21 protein-coding genes are annotated in these 18585 nt (G+C 55.0%); 8 read left to right on the forward strand and 13 right to left on the reverse strand.

Annotated elements, in window-relative coordinates:
- The first annotated feature begins 196 nt into the window (after positions 1-196).
- The gene (locus M2120_RS03760; RefSeq protein WP_280797380.1) at positions 197-1423 is read left to right on the forward strand and encodes an ROK family transcriptional regulator; all 1227 of its coding nucleotides are present in this window, start codon (positions 197-199) and stop codon (positions 1421-1423) included.
- A gap of 2 nt (positions 1424-1425) precedes the next feature.
- On the opposite strand, the gene M2120_RS03765 is transcribed toward M2120_RS03760, so the two are convergent.
- Positions 1426-2469 (reverse strand): Gfo/Idh/MocA family protein, encoded by a 1044-nt coding sequence (locus tag M2120_RS03765; RefSeq protein WP_280797381.1) that lies wholly within the window; start codon positions 2467-2469, stop codon positions 1426-1428.
- A 2-nt stretch (positions 2470-2471) separates the two neighbouring features.
- Positions 2472-3467: a 4-hydroxy-3-methylbut-2-enyl diphosphate reductase gene (locus M2120_RS03770; RefSeq protein ID WP_280798155.1), complete on the reverse strand. Its 996-nt coding sequence runs from the start codon at positions 3465-3467 to the stop codon at positions 2472-2474.
- A gap of 88 nt (positions 3468-3555) precedes the next feature.
- Here M2120_RS03770 and xseA point away from each other — a divergent pair, with 88 nt between their 5' ends.
- Genes xseA through M2120_RS03805 form a run of 7 tightly spaced genes read left to right on the forward strand, consistent with a single transcriptional unit; the run spans position 3556 to position 9522 of the window.
- Entirely contained in the window at positions 3556-4779 is a 1224-nt protein-coding gene (gene xseA, locus M2120_RS03775; RefSeq protein ID WP_280797382.1) for an exodeoxyribonuclease VII large subunit, read from the forward strand.
- Between the two features lie 2 nt (positions 4780-4781).
- On the forward strand, positions 4782-4997 hold the full coding sequence (locus M2120_RS03780) for an exodeoxyribonuclease VII small subunit (RefSeq protein WP_280797383.1): 216 nt from the start codon (positions 4782-4784) through the stop codon (positions 4995-4997).
- Positions 4994-5629 (forward strand): DUF4245 domain-containing protein, encoded by a 636-nt coding sequence (locus M2120_RS03785; RefSeq protein ID WP_280797384.1) that lies wholly within the window; start codon positions 4994-4996, stop codon positions 5627-5629. Before M2120_RS03780 ends, M2120_RS03785 begins: the two co-directional genes overlap by 4 nt.
- Positions 5626-6282, forward strand: coding sequence for a carbonic anhydrase (locus M2120_RS03790; protein ID WP_280797385.1), 657 nt, complete (start codon positions 5626-5628; stop codon positions 6280-6282). Before M2120_RS03785 ends, M2120_RS03790 begins: the two co-directional genes overlap by 4 nt.
- Before the next feature lie 32 nt (positions 6283-6314).
- Positions 6315-7709: a class II fumarate hydratase gene (locus tag M2120_RS03795; protein WP_280797386.1), complete on the forward strand. Its 1395-nt coding sequence runs from the start codon at positions 6315-6317 to the stop codon at positions 7707-7709.
- Positions 7710-7749: 40 nt separating this feature from the next.
- Positions 7750-8730, forward strand: a complete 981-nt coding sequence (locus M2120_RS03800; RefSeq protein ID WP_280797387.1) for an aldo/keto reductase — start codon at positions 7750-7752, stop codon at positions 8728-8730.
- 9 nt (positions 8731-8739) lie between these two features.
- The gene (locus M2120_RS03805; RefSeq protein ID WP_280797388.1) at positions 8740-9522 is read left to right on the forward strand and encodes an NAD(P)-binding domain-containing protein; all 783 of its coding nucleotides are present in this window, start codon (positions 8740-8742) and stop codon (positions 9520-9522) included.
- Here the strand turns inward: M2120_RS03805 and M2120_RS03810 are convergent.
- From M2120_RS03810 to M2120_RS03860, 11 genes are all read right to left on the reverse strand, one after another.
- The gene (locus M2120_RS03810; protein ID WP_280797389.1) at positions 9515-10240 is read right to left on the reverse strand and encodes a hypothetical protein; all 726 of its coding nucleotides are present in this window, start codon (positions 10238-10240) and stop codon (positions 9515-9517) included. The two genes, M2120_RS03805 and M2120_RS03810, sit on opposite strands and share 8 nt — an antisense overlap.
- Entirely contained in the window at positions 10216-10869 is a 654-nt protein-coding gene (locus tag M2120_RS03815) for a helix-turn-helix domain-containing protein (RefSeq protein ID WP_280797390.1), read from the reverse strand. Before M2120_RS03815 ends, M2120_RS03810 begins: the two co-directional genes overlap by 25 nt.
- A gap of 89 nt (positions 10870-10958) precedes the next feature.
- Positions 10959-11909: a Gfo/Idh/MocA family oxidoreductase gene (locus M2120_RS03820; RefSeq protein WP_280797391.1), complete on the reverse strand. Its 951-nt coding sequence runs from the start codon at positions 11907-11909 to the stop codon at positions 10959-10961.
- 2 nt (positions 11910-11911) lie between these two features.
- Entirely contained in the window at positions 11912-12757 is an 846-nt protein-coding gene (locus M2120_RS03825) for a class III extradiol dioxygenase subunit beta (RefSeq protein WP_280797392.1), read from the reverse strand.
- Positions 12757-13155: a protocatechuate 4,5-dioxygenase subunit alpha gene (gene ligA, locus M2120_RS03830; RefSeq protein ID WP_280797393.1), complete on the reverse strand. Its 399-nt coding sequence runs from the start codon at positions 13153-13155 to the stop codon at positions 12757-12759. Before ligA ends, M2120_RS03825 begins: the two co-directional genes overlap by 1 nt.
- A 2-nt stretch (positions 13156-13157) precedes the next feature.
- Positions 13158-14045: an amidohydrolase family protein gene (locus M2120_RS03835; RefSeq protein WP_280797394.1), complete on the reverse strand. Its 888-nt coding sequence runs from the start codon at positions 14043-14045 to the stop codon at positions 13158-13160.
- A complete protein-coding gene (locus M2120_RS03840) occupies positions 14042-15061 on the reverse strand; it encodes an amidohydrolase family protein (RefSeq protein WP_280797395.1) in 1020 nt (339 codons plus the stop codon). Before M2120_RS03840 ends, M2120_RS03835 begins: the two co-directional genes overlap by 4 nt.
- Positions 15058-16161 (reverse strand): 4-oxalomesaconate tautomerase, encoded by a 1104-nt coding sequence (locus tag M2120_RS03845; protein ID WP_280797396.1) that lies wholly within the window; start codon positions 16159-16161, stop codon positions 15058-15060. The genes M2120_RS03840 and M2120_RS03845 overlap by 4 nt, the downstream gene beginning before the upstream one ends.
- A complete protein-coding gene (locus tag M2120_RS03850; protein ID WP_280797397.1) occupies positions 16154-16837 on the reverse strand; it encodes a 4-carboxy-4-hydroxy-2-oxoadipate aldolase/oxaloacetate decarboxylase in 684 nt (227 codons plus the stop codon). Before M2120_RS03850 ends, M2120_RS03845 begins: the two co-directional genes overlap by 8 nt.
- Positions 16838-16941: 104 nt before the next feature.
- Positions 16942-17730: an IclR family transcriptional regulator gene (locus M2120_RS03855; RefSeq protein ID WP_280797398.1), complete on the reverse strand. Its 789-nt coding sequence runs from the start codon at positions 17728-17730 to the stop codon at positions 16942-16944.
- Positions 17731-17747: 17 nt separating this feature from the next.
- Positions 17748-18509, reverse strand: coding sequence for an IclR family transcriptional regulator (locus tag M2120_RS03860; RefSeq protein WP_280797399.1), 762 nt, complete (start codon positions 18507-18509; stop codon positions 17748-17750).
- Positions 18510-18585 lie beyond the last annotated feature (76 nt).

An 18585-nucleotide genomic window follows, 5' to 3' on the forward strand; every position in this document is an offset into this window, starting at 1 on the left:
GAACCACGTATTTATGTTGCCATAGCCAACAAATAATTTTCAAATCATTTTGGTCACAAACACATAACAAATAAGGGAAGTTTCGTTATTTGTTGTTTTACTCAACAAAAGGTTGAAGGTTAGTGTTGAGCATTTTGATCACTTATTTTGAACACTTTCTTTGGCTATTTGCGCCAAACTTCGCAACAATAGCTCTGTGAGCACAACCCCACCCATCCCCGCTCGTCATGCACTGACGACCAAGGGCAGCAACCGTGAAGACATTCGTCGACACAATCTCTCTGCTGTGCTCACTCTGCTTTCCCGAACCGGCGAGATGCCCCGCTCTGCACTAACTGAGTTGACCGGGCTCAACCGTTCCACCATCTCCGACCTCGTTACAGAGCTCGAAGACCTCGGGCTGGTTACCGAATCTGAGGCGGTGACAACGCAAGGCGTTGGCCGCCCCAGCTTGATGGTCTCCCCCGCCGAAGAAGTTGTTGCCTTTGCGGTAAACCCCGACATCGATGCCATCACCGTGGGCGTGGTGAGCTTTTCCGGCAAGGTCATTGCCAAGGTCCGCCAAACCACTGCTGTGCAGCCCGCGGCTGCAACGGCAGCAGATATTGCCAACAAACTCATTGATCAGCTTCGCAAGGACCTGCCCAACAATTACCGCATTGCCGGAATTGGAGTTGCTATCCCTGGTCAGGTTCGCCACGCAGACGGAGTTGTTCGACTTGCTCCCCACCTGAACTGGGTCGAAGTTCCCTTCGCGCGCATGTTGCAACAGCTCAGCGGCCTCCCTGTTTATATCGACAACGATGCTTCGCTCGGCTCACTTGCCGAACGTGACTTTGGTGCAGGTAAAGGCTTCCGCGAAATTGTCTACCTCTTCGGTTCTGCCGGTGGTATTGGTGGCGGTGTAATCCACGACGGTATTCCACTGCGGGGCTCCGCAGGCTATGCCGGTGAGCTCGGCCACGTCCGCATCTCTGACTCTCCTCAAGAAGATGGTTCTGGCCTCACCGGAACGCTAGAGTCCCTAGTTCGTCGTGACGTGCTGCTGGCGGCCCTTGGACTCGACAACGCTGACGATGAACAACTTGCTGCTGCCCTGGCTGCAGATAAGTCCGCCAAGGTGCGCAAGATTGCCGAAGCGCAGATAGATGCTCTGGCCATTGCCGTGGGCAACTTCGTGAATATCTTTAATCCGGAAGTCATCCTGCTTGCCGGTTATCTCTCCACGCTCTTTAGCTACGACCCCGATCGCTTGCTTAGCCGATTCCGCTGGAGTTCACTGACCGCTTCACAGGACCGCATGGTGGTTCGCCAGGCAGCGCTTGGAGCAAATCTGCTCATGGTTGGCGCTGCCGGTCTTGCCCTTGCTCCACTGGTGAATGCACCGGCGAGCACGCAGCTCACACCCGTTCGCGGAAAGTAGTCCTAGCGACTCTCGCCAGTCAGGAATGCGCCAATCTGGTGGCGTGCCTGCTGGATCAAGGTGATGTCAGAAACTGCCTCGGCCAGTGGTCGCACAGGTGAATCCCTCAGACCCTGCTCAACAAAAGATGCCAGAGCTGTTGCTTGGTAGCTCAAGCCCTCATGGGCAACAATGCCGGAGTTGTCATGCCAGGTGGCCACAGGAGCTGGGTTGAACTCAGAAGCAAACAGCGTCAGGGAAGTGGGCGTGAAGAAAGGCTCACCAACGGTGAGCATTCCTGCAGATCCTGAGATGGAAGCAGAGGTGGGAGTGAAAGCAGAGATGGAGGTCGTGATGCTTGCCTGCGCTCCGCTTGCATAACCCAGCAGCACAGACACAGTGTCATCCACGCCTGAGGGTGTCAGGGTTCCAGCGGCAGAGACCTTCTGTGCTGCACCGAGTACGAGCGAGGTGAAAGCAAAGTTATAAATACCCAGATCGAGTAATCCACCGCCGGCGATGGGATCCACCAAACGGGGAATGTGGAGCAGTGCTTGGCCAAAGTCTGATTGGACTAGCTTCACCTCACCCAAGATGCCCTCAGCAAGGACCTGGCGAATCACATCCGTTTGCGGCAGATAGCGGGTCCACATTGCTTCCATCACCAGCACACCTGCTGCCTGGGCGGCAGCAGCGATAGCTGCAGCGTCTTCAGCAGTGGGAGCCAGTGGCTTCTCAATCAGTACGTGCTTACCGGCAGCTATTGCGAGCTCTGCGTGTGCACGGTGGTGCTGCGGATGGGTTGCCACATAGACAACATCGATATCTGGGCGTGCAAGAAGGGCCTCATAGGACTCAAGAGCAACCTCAATACCGCGGGCGGAAGCAAATGCTTCAGCCCGTCCAAGTGTTTGCGAGGCAACTGCCACCACGCGCTGGGTGGTGTGCTTGTGGGTGGCGTCGGTGAAGACTTCGGCAATCATGCCCGGACCAATGATTCCCCAGCGCAGAGGAGGTACTGATTCGCTGGGAATCAGTCGAGGTGCGGGAAGACTGGTGGGCAACATAACTACGACGCGCGCTTAGGTCGAAGTTCTTTCGGCAGTGAGAAGATGAGGTCTTCTTCTGCGGTCTTTACTTCTTGGACATCGTGGAAACCTGCTGTGGCAAGAACGCCGAGCACATCTTGAACGAGTTCTTCAGGAACCGAGGCGCCACTGGTCACTCCAACGGTGGAGACTCCCTCGAACCATTCCTGCTGAATTTCATCCGCGAAGTCCACACGGTGAGAAGCCTTAGCTCCATACTCCAGAGCTACTTCAACCAAACGAACTGAGTTCGAGGAGTTGGCTGAACCCACCACTATCACCAGATCAGCATCTGCTGCCACCTTCTTGATGGCAACCTGACGGTTCTGTGTGGCATAGCAAATGTCATCACTGGGAGGATCTTGCAAGTTGGGGAAGCGCTCCCGAAGCAGGCGAACCGTTTCCATGGTTTCGTCCACACTCAATGTGGTTTGAGATAACCAGACAACCTTGTTGGGGTCTTTGACTTCAATGGAATCAACCGCGTGGGGACCATCCACGATGGTTACGTGGTCAGGAGCTTCTCCTGCTGTTCCTTCGACCTCTTCGTGGCCGATGTGTCCGATCAGAAGGATTTCGTAGTCGTCACGGGCAAAGCGGACAGCTTCACGGTGAACCTTGGTCACCAGCGGACAGGTGGCATCAATGGCTTGCATGTTGCGAGATTCCGCAGCAGCCACCACCGCTGGGGACACTCCATGAGCAGAGAAGACCAGGTGTGAACCTTCGGGAACTTCGTCTACTTCGTTGACGAAGATAGCCCCGGCTTCTTCCAAGGTGGAAACAACATGCTTGTTGTGAACAATCTCCTTGCGCACATACACCGGTGCACCATAGGTTTCGAGTGCTTTCTCCACGGTGACCACCGCACGGTCAACACCAGCGCAATAGCCGCGAGGGGATGCCAGCAGAACACGCTTAGGTTCTGGCGATGGCAATTCAACCAACGTCTTGGTGGGACGTGGGACTCGGGGCATACCTAGACCGATGTTTCGTGCACTCACAAGTTCCAGTGTAGGTGACAGGGGTGAGTGTTTGTCGGGAGTCTCGACTACCGTAGAAGGTATGAGTGAAGAGGCATCCACCCCGGAAGATCCGTGGCCCATTGCTGCACTCACCACCAAGCTCAAGGCGTATCTCGATCGCTTAGGCCTGGTCTGGGTTGAGGGCGAAATCACCCAGTGGGATCAACGCTCCTCTGGCATCTTCGGAAAGCTCAAAGATCTCACCGAAGACTCGACCATGGGCTTCACCATCTGGTCCAATGCCCGCACCAAGATGCCCGATGACATCAAGCAAGGCGACCGGGTTATTGCGCTGGTCAAAGTCGACTTCTGGAAGAAGAACGGCAACCTTGGGCTCAACATCTTGGAACTGCGTCATGTGGGTCTGGGCGATCTCTTAGAAAAGTTGGAGCGCTTACGCGCTCAGCTGGCTAAGGAGGGCCTGTTCGATGCAGACCGCAAGGTTCCGCTGCCGTTCTTGCCCCAATGCATTGGCCTCATTACCGGTCAAGACTCTGATGCAGAAAAAGATGTTCTGCGCAATGCGCATCTGCGTTGGCCACAGGTGGAATTCAAGGTGGTTCACACCAAGGTTCAAGGTGATCAAACTGTTCCTGAAGTTATTGCTGCCATACAGAAACTCGATGCTGACCCCGACGTAGACGTCATCATCGTTGCTCGCGGAGGTGGTGACTTCCAGAACCTTCTACCCTTCTCTGACGAGAAGTTGGTGCGCGTGGCAGCTGCCTGTGTGACACCACTGGTCAGCGCCATCGGCCATGAGGCCGATGCACCGCTACTAGATAACGTTGCCGATCTGCGCGCCTCCACCCCCACAGACGCTGCCAAGCGAGTCGTTCCTGATGTGGGCGAAGAGTTGGCACGTGTTGCAGATGCCCGCAGTCGCATCTCAAACCGCGTAACAAACTTCCTCACCCAGGAAATGGACCGACTTGAGACCTTACGTAGCAGGCCTGTGCTGGCAGATGCCGACTGGATCATTTCTACCCGTGCCGAAGAAATCGTGCGCAACGTTCAACGAGGCAGTGACTTAGTCGATCGTGCACTCCACAATGCCTCGGTAGAGACGCAGTCCTTGAAAACTCAACTCCGTGCACTCTCACCCCAGCAAACACTGGACCGCGGCTACGCCATTGCCGTGTTGCCGAACGGGAAAGTTGTTCGAACGGCAAAGGATGCACCGGCCAAGGCAGAGTTTTCTCTCACCCTCGCTGAGGGCACTATTGACGCGGTTTCGGCCGGTCCACGGAAGGTAGAATCGTAACCATGGCAGCACCAGTAGATGTCTCGAAGCTCAGCTACGAAGACGCACGCAATGAACTCGTTGCCGTTGTTTCTCAACTGGAGCAGGGCAGCCCTACTCTTGAAGAGACGCTGGCCTTGTGGGAACGCGGCGAAGCACTGGCTCAGCGCTGTGAAGAATGGCTCGTGGGCGCCAAGGAGCGTTTGAACGCTGCCCGCGCCGGACTTGAAAAAGAATGAGCAAGCAGCCCAAGATTGTCGCCGAGCTAGGTCGTCCTGAGACACCAGCTGAGACTGCCGCTCGCAAGGCAGAGAATTCCAGGCTGTATCGCTCTCGCAAGACGATCAATAACTTGATCTACTCTCTCTTGGTCACTGTTGGACTCGTTCTGGTGATCTACTTCATGGTTCCCCGCGCTGAGGGTGACCCCAACTGGAAGATTGACTACGTCGCCCAGAGCGAGATTGCGTCGCAATCTCTGGGTGAGGACTTACTCGTTCCCGCGATGCCTGAGCAGTGGCGCGCAAACGCAGCAGAGCTGCGTAACGCCACAAACGGTCAGGTCATCAGCTGGTATATCGGTTTCATCACTCCGGCAGATAAGTTCATTGCCTTCAATGAGGCATTCGATGCCGATGCCACGTGGATTTCAAACACGCTCAAGGACTACCCCGCCACCGGTGAAATCACTATTGATGGCCAGGTGTGGACTGTGTATGACAATCGCGCTATGAATGACGCAGGAAACGTTCAATACGCCCTGGTCACCACTTCTGGACGTTCAACAGTTGTGCTCTTTGGCACGGCAGACAACGCAGAATTTGAACAACTTGCCACATCCATCACGGCGGATCTGAGGAGCGCACAATGACCAGCTTGACTCCAGCTAAAGCATGGGCAGAGATGATTCGTGGCAACGAACGTTTCGTTTCGGGAGCTCCTGCACACCCCCGCCAGGATGTTGACCGCCGTGCTGAACTCGTAGATGAACAGCGCCCCACCTCTGCCCTGTTTGGATGCTCCGACTCCCGCCTTGCTGCGGAAATCATCTTCGATAAGGGCTTGGGGGATTTGTTCGTGGTTCGTAATGCGGGCCAGATCATCTCCGATTCGGTGGTTGGTTCACTGGAGTATGCAGTGGGTGTGCTTGAGGTGCCCCTCATAGTGGTGCTCGGTCACGACAACTGTGGTGCGGTCAATGGCGCCATCAACATGTTGGGCAAAGACTCCACTCCTCTGCCACCCCACATTGAATCTTTGGTTTCCCGGATTGTTCCGGCTATCCGTCGCGTTGCCGGCAAGGCAGGTCTCTTCGCACCAGATGGCACGCTGGATCCTCACGCCGTGGACGCACTCGAAGTTGGCCGTGAACACTTACGTGACACCATTGCCGAACTGATGGAAAGCTCAGAACTCATTACCCAGGCCATTGCAGATGGCAACCTCGCCATCGTGGGTGCTAACTATCGCCTGGGCCAAGGCCTGGTACAGCCCGATGTCGTTGTCGGCGACATCGGACAATAATTCTTCACTGGCACCTGAACCAAGGAGCGCTCATGGCAACGAATAAAGACTTCCGAGTCGAGCACGACACCATGGGTGAAGTGCTGGTCCCCCTCACCGCACTCTATGGAGCGCAGACTCAGCGCGCAGTGGAGAACTTCCCCATCTCGGGCACCACGCTTGAGCCTGCCCACATCGCTGCACTGGCACAGATTAAGAAGTCTGCTGCTCTGGCTAACGCCGAGCTGGGTGTGTTGAACCAGAGGATCGCAGACTCCATTGCCTGGGCAGCAGACCAGGTGATTGCTGGTAAATACAACGACCAGTTCCCGATTGATATCTACCAAACAGGTTCTGGCACCAGTTCAAACATGAACATGAATGAGGTGTTGGCCACCCTCGCCTCGGGCAAACTGAAAAAAGAAGTTCACCCCAACGACCACGTGAACTGCTCACAGTCTTCTAACGATGTCTTTCCCACCTCCGTTCACGTTGCCGTCACGAGTGCACTGCTGAAAGATCTCATTCCTTCTTTGGAATATTTGGCTAAGTCACTAGAAAAGAAGGCAAAGAAGTGGGCAACCGTGGTCAAGTCCGGTCGCACTCACCTGATGGATGCCACCCCGGTGACACTGGGTCAAGAATTTGGCGGCTATGCCGCACAGATTCGCCTGGGTGTTGAGCGCATCAAGGCTGCTCTGCCCCGCATCGCCGAAGTCCCCCTTGGCGGCACAGCAGTGGGCACGGGCATCAACACCCCCAAGGGCTTCCCTCAGTTAGTGATTAAGAAGCTGGCGAAAGAAACCAAGCTTCCCATCACCGAAGCACGTGATCATTTCGAAGCACAGGCTAACCGCGACGGTTTAGTCGAAGCCTCTGGTGTTCTGCGCACCATCGCGGTGTCTATGACCAAGATCTGTAACGACATTCGCTGGATGGGCTCAGGCCCCAACACTGGTCTTGCTGAGATCCACATCCCCGACCTCCAGCCAGGCTCCTCCATCATGCCCGGCAAGGTGAATCCTGTAGTTCCCGAGGCAGTGCTGATGGTGTGTATGCGGGTCATCGGCAACGATGCTGCCGTGGTGATGGGTGGGGCCTCTGGACTTTTTGAGCTCAACGTGGCCATCCCCGTGATGGGTAGCTCCGTGCTCGAATCTATTCGCTTGCTCTCTTCTGCCTCGCGCATTTTGGCTGATAAGACCATCGCGGGCCTCGAAGCAAACGTGAAGCGTGCGCGGGCAATGGCAGAGTCAAGCCCCTCCATCGTGACCCCGCTGAACAAATACATCGGCTACGAAGCAGCTGCCAAGATTGCCAAGCATGCCGTTGCCACCGGCAAGACCATACGTGAATCCACCATTGAACTTGGATACGTCGATGGAAAGAAACTCACTCTTGAACAACTCGATGCGGCACTGGATGTGCTGTCCATGACTCACCCCTAATTGTTTAGATCCTTATTCACACCCACTACTTGGAACATCAATGAAATACACACAACTGCGTGACTTGACCGTCTCTCGCATCGGCCTAGGCTGCATGGGCATGTCTCACCTCTTCACAGGGAAAGATCAGCCTGATGAAGTTCACATCGCCACCATTCACCGCGCCCTCGAACTCGGTGTGACCTTCTTTGACACCGCAGAGATTTATGGTCCCTTCAAGAACGAAGTTCTGGTCGGAAAGGCACTGAAAGCTCACCGTGATGAGGTTGTCATTGCCACGAAGTTTGGCCTGATGACCGGCGAGGGTGCTGACCGCAAGCTCGGTATGGACTCGAGCCCTGCCAACATTCGCTACGCCGTTGAACAGTCGTTGAAGCGCCTGGACATGGACTACATCGACCTCTACTACCAGCACCGCGTGGACAAGAGCATCCCTATCGAGGACGTCATTGGCACCCTCAAGGAGCTCATCGACGAGGGCAAGATTGGCCACATCGGTCTCTCTGAAGCAGGTCAGCAAACTCTGCGCCGCGCTAACGCAGTCCACCCCATCACCGCATTGCAGTCCGAGTATTCACTGTGGACCAGAGATGGTGAAGACGGAACCTTGGATCTTCTGCGCGAACTCGGTATTGGCTTTGTTCCCTACTCTCCCCTGAGCCGCGGAATGCTCAGCGGCAAGATCACCTCACTGGAGCAATTCAACGAGGATGACTGGCGTCTCACCAACCCGCGCTTTGAGCCTGAGGCATTCGAACAAAACAAGCTCATCGTTCAGAATGTGATTGAGATTGCCAACGAAGTTGGCTGCACACCTGCCCAGCTGGCCTTGGCATGGCTGCTGGCTAAGGGTGCTGACTGGTCACCCATTCCTGGCACCGTGCGCATCAGCCACCTCGAGGAAGACCTCGCAGCTGTTGATGTTGTTCTCACCGACGACCAGGTTGCCCGACTCGATAACATCACTCAGCCCATTGGTGATCACCACAATGCGGCACAAACCAAGATGTTTGACCGCTAGGAAACTCGCATGACCACCTTTGCTGTTATCGGCCTCACCGAGCCAAGTCTTCACTTGGCGGATGCCCTGCGTGCCGCAGGTGCGCAGGTGGTCGGCTTTGATGCAGCACCTCCGCAATATGCTCCGGTGGCTGTTGCCGAGAGCATCGATGATGCGGTGCAGGGTGCAGATGTTATCTTGAGCTTCACTGCCCCCAACCTTGCATTCAGCACGGCTGAGAAGGCAGCTTCAGCGCTCAAGAACGGTGCGCTGTATGCAGATTTCAGCGCCACGAGTCCTGAGACAAAGAGGCGCCTCTCAGAGGCACTTCCTGCTGGAGCATATATTGATGCGGCGCTGGTTTCAGACAGCACCGTCGAAGCCTCTGGTGCGAATGCTCAAGGCTTCGCCGATGCACTGAGCGCCCTGTCTGTGGAGACTGTTGCTGTTTCGTCTGTTCCAGGCGATGTTGCCGCCAGAATGCTGCTTCGCAGCCTGCTGGCAAAGTCTCTGGCGACAGCAGTGACAGACACCCTCTGGGCGGCCGAGAGCCTCGGACTCGAAGACTGGGCGTGGGAAGAAGTGCAACGCCAGCTCTCAGAGATGACCGGCCAGGATGCTCAAGACCTTATCGATGACACCGCGACAAACTTCAAGCGTCACCAGATTGAGATGCAAGACGTGGTGGAGCTCCTTGCGGGTAGTGAATATGAGAGCACCATGGTTGCCCCCATTCAGTTCAACCATGGCCGGATCATGCACGGCAAGAAGATTCCTCACAGCAAGGCACCACATAAGAAGTGGATTAGATAAGCAATCCCCGGACAGAAACCAATGTTTCCTCTGCTCGCGCTATCTCTGAGGCACTAAAACCAAACCACCAAGGTTGAAGGACATCTCCTATTTCAGCGCTGAGATGCCGGAGATACTTTTTGTCTTTCTTTGAAAGCTCTGCCAGTTCGAAATCTTTTCCTGGGGTTGCCGCTAGAAGCGTAACGAGATCCCGAAGATGTCGTTCTCTGTTGACTCGGTCAACCTGGTGGGCGGCAGATTTCGCAACAATCGCTCCCACACTGTCTGGAATCTGAATTGTAAAACTGCGCACTCCGTCGGAGAGGACGTATGTATCACGCCTCGCCAGAGCCTGTGCAGCGCCAGCGGTTTTCAAAACCTCATGACCTGCCCATTTCACAGGCCAGGTTATTTCCCTGCTCGCCATGATATCAATAACATCTTCACCGCGTCGAAACCGATGAAAGCCCCCTGCCCAGCTGGGTATTTGGGGTTCAAACCCTAATCGCTGGATGGGCGCAGCTATTGAACCGATGGAATTTCGAGACAGGTCTATTAGCGCATCTACGTCACGCGTCAATCGAGTTTGGCCAAGTCCCGCCCGGAGTGCATGCAGCTGAACCATGGCACCGCCAACAAGCACCCATGATCCTTCTGGTGTTGCTTCTGCAACCTCTTTGAGGAGATTCCAGAGTTGTTGATCCTTTTCAATTGTTATTGAGAATGTATTTCCTGCCACAATCTCAGCTCCTGTTCAACAAATTCAATACCAGCAGCTCGCACACGAGCATCGGTGCTTCTCGCAGCATCTATGGCGATGAGGATGGAGGGTGTATTCCCCACGACTCGCTGCTTTCCGTCTCGCCATCTATAAACAGCAAGATTTCCCTGAACGTAACTGACAGCATCAAAGGCTCGAGGAATATCTGCGATATCTGTGTACAAGTGCATCGCGGAACTGGTACCGAGGACATCATGATCGATCAAGGAAATCGCTGAATCAGCGGTGAGAAAAACCCGAGCACTTTGCTCGTCAATATTGCGTGCTTGAAACCACTCAACAGTGATGAGTCTGTGTATCTGTGAAACAAAGGTGAGCGCATCAGTGTTGAGAAGTCGAAGCTCAGCACGAGTTGATATCTCTCCGCCCAGTCCACTGATTGCAGTGATCATCTCCCAGGAAAGATCAGAATCCCAGGGCCGGCCATTGACTCTGTTGAGCACCCGATACTTTGCTACTTCGGCAGCATCAATGACCCAACGCCCAGCAACGTTTGTTGCTTCCAGGCCTCCAGTCCGCACAAGCTCCGTAACTCGCCTGCGAGAGAGCCCCAGTTCTCGGGCAACGCGTGAAGTTGATACATACATAAATAATACCTTTTGAGGAATAGTTTATTATTCGTTACTTAAACAAACAAGGGGCGCTGTAATCAGCGCCCCTTGTATTGAGTTTGAGACTAGTGGTCGAGCTGCTGCTGGAGCTGATCGAGCACGATGTAGCAGGGAAGAACCTGGGCAACGCTCGCGTTAGGTTCACGGCCTTCCTTGATCGCTGCCACGAACTCACGGTCCTGGAGTTCAATACCGTTCATCGAGACATCCACGTTAGAAACGTCAATGACTTCTTCCTTGCCGGTGACGAGGTCGTCATAGCGCGCGATGTAGGTGTTGGTGTCACCGATGTAACGGAAGAAAGTACCCAATGGTCCGTCGTTGTTGAACGAGAGCGAGAGGGTGCAGATCTTTCCAGTTTCGGTAGCCAACTGGATCGACATGTCCATTGCGATGCCGAGTTCTGGGTGCTTGGGTCCCTGAATAGCGTTCGCCTTCACGATCTTTTCACCGGTCTGGTACTGGAACAGGTCCACGGTGTGGGCTGCGTGGTGCCAGAGCAGGTGGTCAGTCCACGAGCGGGGCTGTCCCAGTGCATTCATGTTGGTGCGACGGAAGAAGTAGGTCTGCACATCCATCTGCTGGATGTTGAACTCTCCGGCAGTGATCTTGTTGTGAACGTACTGGTGAGAAGGGTTGAAACGGCGGGTGTGACCTGCCATCGCAATCAATCCTGTTTCCTTCTGCACATCCACGATGTCCTGAACACCGGCAAGGTTGTCTGCCATGGGGATTTCCACCATCACGTTCTTGCCAGCACGCAGTGCCTCAATGGTTTGGTCGTGGTGCATCTGAGTAGGGGTGGCCAGGATGACACCATCGAGATCTGGCTGTGCCAGAAGCTCGGTGTAGCTATCAAAGCCCTTGTCTGCACCATACTTTTCAGCCACTTCATCAGCCACATTCTGGCGGCTGTGAGCGACGTACTTAATGGTGGCGTCAGGAATATTGGCCAACGCATCCAAGTGCTTCTGACCGAAGGCTCCCAGGCCAACAACAGCAATATTGACGGTCATGTTTAGTCTTCCTTCGGAGTAAGAATCAGGTGCCCAACAGAGGTGTTCGATGCGGGGACGTGGTTGAAGCGGTAGACCTCGTTGACCTTATCTCCCAGTGCACCACGCATGATCAACCACATGATCAACTCAACACCTTCAGAGCCGGCTTCGATCATGTATTCCAGGTGTGGCTTGTATTGCAGAACCTCTGGTTGGTTGATTAGGTCATCCATGAATTGGATGTCCCAGGGCAGGTTTATCAAACCGGCGCGAGCGCCCTGGATTTGGTGGCTCATGCCACCGGTGCCCCAGACTTCAACGCGCAGGTCACCGTCGAACTGTTCCACCGCACGCTTGATGGCTTTACCCAGCGCCAAGCAGCGCTCACCGGATGGCTGAGGGTTCATCACCACGTTGACGGGCAGAGGAATGACTTTGGTGGGCCACTTCTCTGGTGAGCCATACATCAGCGACATGGGCACGGTCAGACCGTGGTCCACCTCAAGGGCGTTGAGGATGGTCATGTCGAAGTCATCCATGATCAGCGAAGCACCCAGGTGGGTTGCCAGCTCAGGAGCACCCTCGACGACAGGAATGGGACGGGGGCCATAACCCTCGTCGCAGATGGCGAAGCTATCTGCAATACCGAGGGCAAAGGTGGGCATGATGTCCATACCGAAGTAGGAAGCGTGGTCGTTATAGACAATGATCGCCACATCGGCAGGGTTGTCTTTTGCCCACTGCTTGGAGAATTCGTAGCCATCAAACATGGGCTTCCAGTAAGCATCTTGTGTCTTACCGGAGTCCACGGCGTGACCGACAGCGGGAACGTGACTGGTGGCAATACCAGCAACAATCTTGGCCATTACGCTTCACCTCGTTCCTTCTTGGAGCGCCATCCTTCGATGTTTCGACCACCGTTAATCATCATCTGCTGATATTCCTCAGGGTTCATATCTGTCATGGTGCTCACAGCCTGAACGTAGGAGAGTCCCTCAGCCGCAAAGATCTTGGAGAGGAAGTAGACATTCCCACCGAGATCCAGCATGCGCTGGAAGTCCCGATCAATGACTGCCTGCTTCTGCTCATCCGTCATGTCCCACTCAGCCAGGTAGGCAGGACCGTCAGCTAAGAAGCGTTCACGGTTCTTAGCATCGCGCAAGCTCATGCAGAACTGGTTGAGGTGGAAACCCTTCTGGGCTGACTCAATCGTGAAGATGGTCGTGCCAGGGATGTCCTTGTACTGCTCAAAGTTGGGCTTCATGATTAGCTCCAGTAGAGGTTGTTTGGGTTGGTAACAAGCAATTTCTCCTGCAGTTCCGGCGTCACTGCAATGGAGGGAACATAGTCAACCAAGATGCCGTCATCGGGCATCTCAGTTTTCATGTTGGGGTGCGGCCAGTCCGTGCCCCACAAAACGCGGTCGGGGAATTCCTCAACGATCTTCTTCGCGAAGGGAACAACGTCGGCGTATTCAGGTGAACCGCTCTTGGTGAGGCGATCTGGGCAGCTGACCTTGCACCACACGTCTGTGTTGCCGCGCATAAAGTCCAGGAACATTTCGAACTCTTCGTTCTCAACCGGCTTGGTCACATCAGGGCGACCCATGTGGTCAATAACCAGAGGAATATTCAACGAGTTGAAGAAGTCCTTCTTCTCTTTGAGATCAGCAGGCTCGAAGTAGAGCACAACGTGCCAACCCAAGGGGCGAATCTTTTCAATGATCTCGCGGTAGTAGTCATCTGGCTTGGGATCAACCAATCGCTTGACGTAGTTGAAACGCACGCCGCGCACACCCAGATCGTGCATGCGCTGCAGTTCTTCAGCGGTGATGTCGGGCTTCACGGTGACAACACCACGAGCCTTACCGTTTGCGCGTTCGAGCACATCTAAGAGTGCGGAATTGTCAGAGCCGTGACAAGTTGCTTGCACAACCACGTTCTTTTCAAACCCGAGGAAGTCACGCAAGGCAAAGAGCTGTTCCCAGCTGGCATCGCAGGGAGTGTATTTGCGCTCAGGAGCGAACGGGAACACATCTCCTGGTCCAAAGACGTGGCAGTGGGCGTCTACTGCCCCGGCAGGAACAACAAACTGTGGCTTGCTGGGGTTGGGGTGCCAATCGAGCCAGTCGGCATCTTTCACAAATGCGCTCATAGTCCACGCTCCGCCAGCTTGGCGTCCAGACGTGGGAAGACGGCGCGAGCGTTCCGAGAGAAGATGTTGGTGCGTTCTTCTTCCGAGATATCTGCTGCATCGATGTAACGCTTGGTGTCATCGAAGTACTGACCGGTCTGGGGGTCGATGCCGCGCACGGCACCAATCATTTCTGAACCGAACAGAATGTTCTTGTTGTCGATGACATCAACCAGTAGATCAATACCTGGCTGGTGGTAGACGCAGGTGTCAAAGAACACGTTGTTCATCAGGTGAGTGTCCACGCTGGGCTGCTTCAACATGTCAGCAAGACCACGGTAACGACCCCAGTGATAGGGAACAGCTCCACCACCATGAGGAATGATGAACTTCAAGGTGGGAAAGTCAGCAAAGAGGTTTCCCTGCAGCAACTGCATGAATGCCGTGGTGTCGGCGTTCATGTAGTGAGCACCGGTGGCGTGGAAGTTGTGGTTACACGAAGCCGACACGTGAATCATGGCTGGAACATCAAGTTCCACCATCTTCTCGTAGAGCGGGTACCAGAACTTATCCGTCAACGGAACGGTCTGCCACTGACCACCAGAGGGGTCTGGGTTTAGGTTCACACCAATGAATCCCAGCTCGTTGACGCAGCGTTCCATTTCTTTGATCGTCTCGGTTAGATCAGCACCGGGCGACTGGGGCAACTGAGCAACACCGACAAAGTCTTCGGGGAAGAGATCAACAACGCGTTTGATCAGGTTGTTGCAGGCAACTGTCCACTCGAGAGAAATACGCTGGTCACCTTCATGGTGACCCATGGCAGAAGCGCGAGGAGAGAAGATGGTGAGGTCCGAGCCACGTTCCTTAATGAGCTTGAGCTGGTTTTGCTCAATGGTCTCGCGGATAATCTCATCAGAGATCTCAGGGTATTCGGGGCTGGGCTGACCTGCTGCATAGGCAGCAAGCTGGTCAATGCGCCACTGGTTATGTAACTCAGGAGCCGTTGTGTAGTGGCCGTGGATATCGATGATCATGCGTTGTTCTCCCAAGCAGATTCGAGGACATAGATTGAGCCCGACATCAGCATGCGGGCGGTGCGCAGCAGCGCAGATTTGGTCACAACAGGTGAACCAGAAGAGTTATCAACTTCCATTTGGACGGTGAAGAACCCTGTGGGGTGCTCCACTTCAATGTCCATGCTGGAGCCAACTGAATCCAGGCCCGCAATCTCTGCAGCAACGCTGCCCTCGAGCATGCAGGCAGTGGCAACAGAGACAGCACCGAGAACACCAATGCTCTCGTGAACACGGTGAGGAATGAAGGTGCGAGTGGCAACCAGACCGCCATCTCGGGCGGGTGCCAGCAGGCTCATCTTGGGAACGGTCTTGTTGGTGACATCTCCAAGATTCATCATCGGACCAACCGCAAGACGAATCTCTTCAACCCGGGCCTTAAGTTCAGCATTCGCCTCGAGCTCGGCAGGAGTTTCATACCCGGTAATGCCAAAGTCTTGAGCATTCAGACAAACAACAGGCATTCCGTTATCAATACAGGTGACCTTGACCCCCACAACCTCATCCACCACATTGCCGGTGGGCAGCAGCGCACCACAGCTGGAGCCGGCAACATCTTCGAAGTTGATGTTGATGGGAGCATGTGTGCCAGGCACGCCATCAATGCGCGCAGAGCCTGCATAGTTGACCACTCCACCTGGAGTCTCCACGAAGGCTGTTGCCTTCGAGTCGGTGTTCTCCATGTAAATCGCAACCGGTGTCACGCCATCTACTGCGGGGACGAGTCCCTTTTCGATAGCGAAGGGTCCCACACCGGCCAGGATGTTGCCGCAGTTTTGTTGGTCACTGACCTCAGCACGGTCTGGCCACACCTGCAAAAACAGGTAATCCACATCAATGCCGTCGCGTTCAGACTTCTTCACCACAGCAACCTTGGAGGTCAGCGGGTGACCGCCACCCATGCCGTCAATCTCACGCACATCGGGTGAACCCATGGCGGCAAGCAAGAAGGTGTCTCGCGCTTCGCGGCGTGCTGGGAGATCACTTTCTAAGAAGTAGAGTCCCTTGGATGTTCCCCCGCGCATCACTGCGCAGGGAACAGCTACTTCAGAGTTATTCACCTGCGTAGTCCTCGTAGACCAGTCCCTTAGCAGCGAGCTTCTCGCGCATGTTGTAAATGTCGAGACCGAGCTCACCTGCAGCCAAGCGCTTGCGCTTGTCTGCTTCGTTTGCTTCGCGGGCACGTGCTGCTTCAAGTACTCGCTCAGCGTCTTCACGTTTGACCAAGCACACACCATCAATGTCAGCCACGATGACATCGCCTGGGCGAACCAGTTGGTCTGCCATCAAGATAGGTGTTTGAACGTTTGCAATGGTTTCCTTGACGGTTCCCTGCGAGCTAATGGTCTTGGACCATACAGGGAAACCCATCTCGGTGAGGGTTGCCACGTCGCGCACACCTGCGTCAATGACGAGGCCGCGCACGCCGTGTGCCATCAGGCTCTCGGCGAGCAGGTCACCGAGGTAGCCGTCATCACAGGGGCTGGTGGGGGTGACGACGAGGATGTCTCCGGGCTGTGCTTGTTCAACAGCAACGTGAATCATCCAGTTATCACCGGGGGCAACTTCACAGGTCAACGCGTTGCCGGCGATCATGGCTGGGAAGATGGGGCGCAGACGGCGGTTGAGCAGTCCAATTCGTCCTTGTGCCTCGTGCACGGTGGCGGAGCCGAGGGCGGCAAGACCGTCCACAATTTCCAGTGGGGTTCGTGGTGTTCCTCGAACGACGCGTGCCATGATTCTCCTTCGAATGTGCGCAAATAAGCCTGTTCTAAGCCAAGTGCATTGAAGGGAAGAAAACCAAGGAGCCTTCCGGATAGTGGAAGGGTAATCTTGGCGAGTTAGGAACCTGCTTGCAGGCGGGCGGCATCGCCCAGACCTGCCTCAACCAGCTTTCGTGACAGCGCAGCACCAGTAACCTGCATCACGGGCACCAACTTGCCCAGGTCGCGACCATCGCTCGGGGCAACAATTCCCAGCGCGGCGATGACATTGCCGCCCTTGCCGCGCAAGGGCACAGCAATGGAAACCGCGCCCTCTGCCAGCTCCTCCTGGGTCTTGGCAAATCCCTGAACCTTGATTGTTTTGAGCTGCGTTTCCAGAATTCCAGGATCCGTGATGGTTTGCTCGGTGAAACGATCAAGGGAATTCAGGACTGCCTTCTGGAGTTCCGCATCGCCGTGAGCCAGAAGCACCTTACCTACACCTGTGGCATGCAGGGCAAGCCTGGAACCCGGCTTACTAATAACTTCAAGGGTTCTTGAGCCGGCAATACGCTCCACGATCAAACAGCGCAGGCCGTCTAGTACTGCAATCTGCACAGCGTCGTTGTGGAGTTGATACACATCTTCCATATAGGGAAGAGCCACTTCTCGCAGTTCAGAGTGCACCGAAGCTAAGAGTCCTAGGCGCCAGATTTTGCTTCCGATTTCATAGTCACCATCAGAGCCACGCACCAGCGCATTCTGATTTTCCAGTTCGTGCACTAACCGGTGAACAGTGGTCAGGGGAAGCTCAGCTCGACGAGCAATGGACGCCAGTGACTGTCTGCGGTGCTTAGCATCGAATGTGTCGAGAACTGCGAGCGCGCGACCAGTCACGGTGCGAGTCGGAACACTCTTTTCAGCCACGGTTCGAGTCTAAGTCTCTAGTGACCGTCGAGTTCGGCAGCAATCGAGGCGGCAGCATCCGTCAACGTTGACACCAAGCGATTGACGTCAAGTCTGTTCAAGTGAACAATCACACCCACCGCAGCAACGCACCTACCGTTGCGCATGATGGGAACCGCTACAGATCCACTGCCTCTGGTCATTTCTTGGCGGGTAATCGAATACCCGTTCTTGCGCACCTCTGCCAAGTCTTTTCGCAAAGCATCAGGCTGCGTGATCGATTGTGGGGTTGGCCTGGTCAATGGTGTTGCCAAATACTGCTCAATGGCTTTTTCGGGTTGATAGGCCAACAGCACCTTGCCCACACCCGTGGTGTGCAGTGGCAGGTGCCCACCGGCACGACTGATGGTGGGAATACTTCGCTCCCCCACCAAGCGGTCCACATAGAGCGCTTGGCCGCGGTCGAGCACAGCCAAGGTCACGTTCTCCCCTGTCTCTTCATAGAGGCGGGCAAGTGTGGGCAATGCACTTTCACGCAACCGCTCACTCAAGGGAGCATGCTGAGCGATGGTCCACAGCTTGGTGCCCACACGAAACTTTCGATCAGAGCCTTTGGAGAGGAAGCCACCTTGTTCCAGGGTTCCCACGATGCGGTGGCAGGTGGACATGGGAAGCTTGGTGATTTCAGCAATCTGGGTGAGCGTGAGGGCACTGTGCTTGGGGTCAAAGCAGCCCAAGATGTCCATGGCGCGCTCAAGGAGCGCGGTGGGCGCACCGGTGTCTACTCGTGCTGGACTCATTGTGGGCTCCGTTCAGAAACTTCCATCACATGAAACTTTAGTCTTGTTGCCGCCTTTCGCATAAGCCTGAATAGAC

The sequence above is a fragment of the Aurantimicrobium minutum genome (genome assembly GCF_029893825.1).
GTDB classification, from domain to species: domain Bacteria; phylum Actinomycetota; class Actinomycetes; order Actinomycetales; family Microbacteriaceae; genus Aurantimicrobium; species Aurantimicrobium minutum_C.

Bases quoted from the DNA above. Each gene is read 5' to 3' on its own strand.
- M2120_RS03765 (WP_280797381.1), bottom strand. From the start codon at position 2,469: ATGTTGCCCACCAGTCTTCCCGCACCTCGACTGATTCCCAGCGAATCA.
- M2120_RS03770 (WP_280798155.1), bottom strand. From the start codon at position 3,467: ATGCCCCGAGTCCCACGTCCCACCAAGACGTTGGTTGAATTGCCATCG.
- xseA (WP_280797382.1), top strand. From the start codon at position 3,556: ATGAGTGAAGAGGCATCCACCCCGGAAGATCCGTGGCCCATTGCTGCA.
- M2120_RS03780 (WP_280797383.1), top strand. From the start codon at position 4,782: ATGGCAGCACCAGTAGATGTCTCGAAGCTCAGCTACGAAGACGCACGC.
- M2120_RS03785 (WP_280797384.1), top strand. From the start codon at position 4,994: ATGAGCAAGCAGCCCAAGATTGTCGCCGAGCTAGGTCGTCCTGAGACA.
- M2120_RS03790 (WP_280797385.1), top strand. From the start codon at position 5,626: ATGACCAGCTTGACTCCAGCTAAAGCATGGGCAGAGATGATTCGTGGC.
- M2120_RS03795 (WP_280797386.1), top strand. From the start codon at position 6,315: ATGGCAACGAATAAAGACTTCCGAGTCGAGCACGACACCATGGGTGAA.
- M2120_RS03800 (WP_280797387.1), top strand. From the start codon at position 7,750: ATGAAATACACACAACTGCGTGACTTGACCGTCTCTCGCATCGGCCTA.
- M2120_RS03805 (WP_280797388.1), top strand. From the start codon at position 8,740: ATGACCACCTTTGCTGTTATCGGCCTCACCGAGCCAAGTCTTCACTTG.
- M2120_RS03815 (WP_280797390.1), bottom strand. From the start codon at position 10,869: ATGTATGTATCAACTTCACGCGTTGCCCGAGAACTGGGGCTCTCTCGC.
- M2120_RS03820 (WP_280797391.1), bottom strand. From the start codon at position 11,909: ATGACCGTCAATATTGCTGTTGTTGGCCTGGGAGCCTTCGGTCAGAAG.
- M2120_RS03825 (WP_280797392.1), bottom strand. From the start codon at position 12,757: ATGGCCAAGATTGTTGCTGGTATTGCCACCAGTCACGTTCCCGCTGTC.
- ligA (WP_280797393.1), bottom strand. From the start codon at position 13,155: ATGAAGCCCAACTTTGAGCAGTACAAGGACATCCCTGGCACGACCATC.
- M2120_RS03835 (WP_280797394.1), bottom strand. From the start codon at position 14,045: ATGAGCGCATTTGTGAAAGATGCCGACTGGCTCGATTGGCACCCCAAC.
- M2120_RS03840 (WP_280797395.1), bottom strand. From the start codon at position 15,061: ATGATCATCGATATCCACGGCCACTACACAACGGCTCCTGAGTTACAT.
- M2120_RS03850 (WP_280797397.1), bottom strand. From the start codon at position 16,837: ATGGCACGCGTCGTTCGAGGAACACCACGAACCCCACTGGAAATTGTG.
- M2120_RS03860 (WP_280797399.1), bottom strand. From the start codon at position 18,509: ATGAGTCCAGCACGAGTAGACACCGGTGCGCCCACCGCGCTCCTTGAG.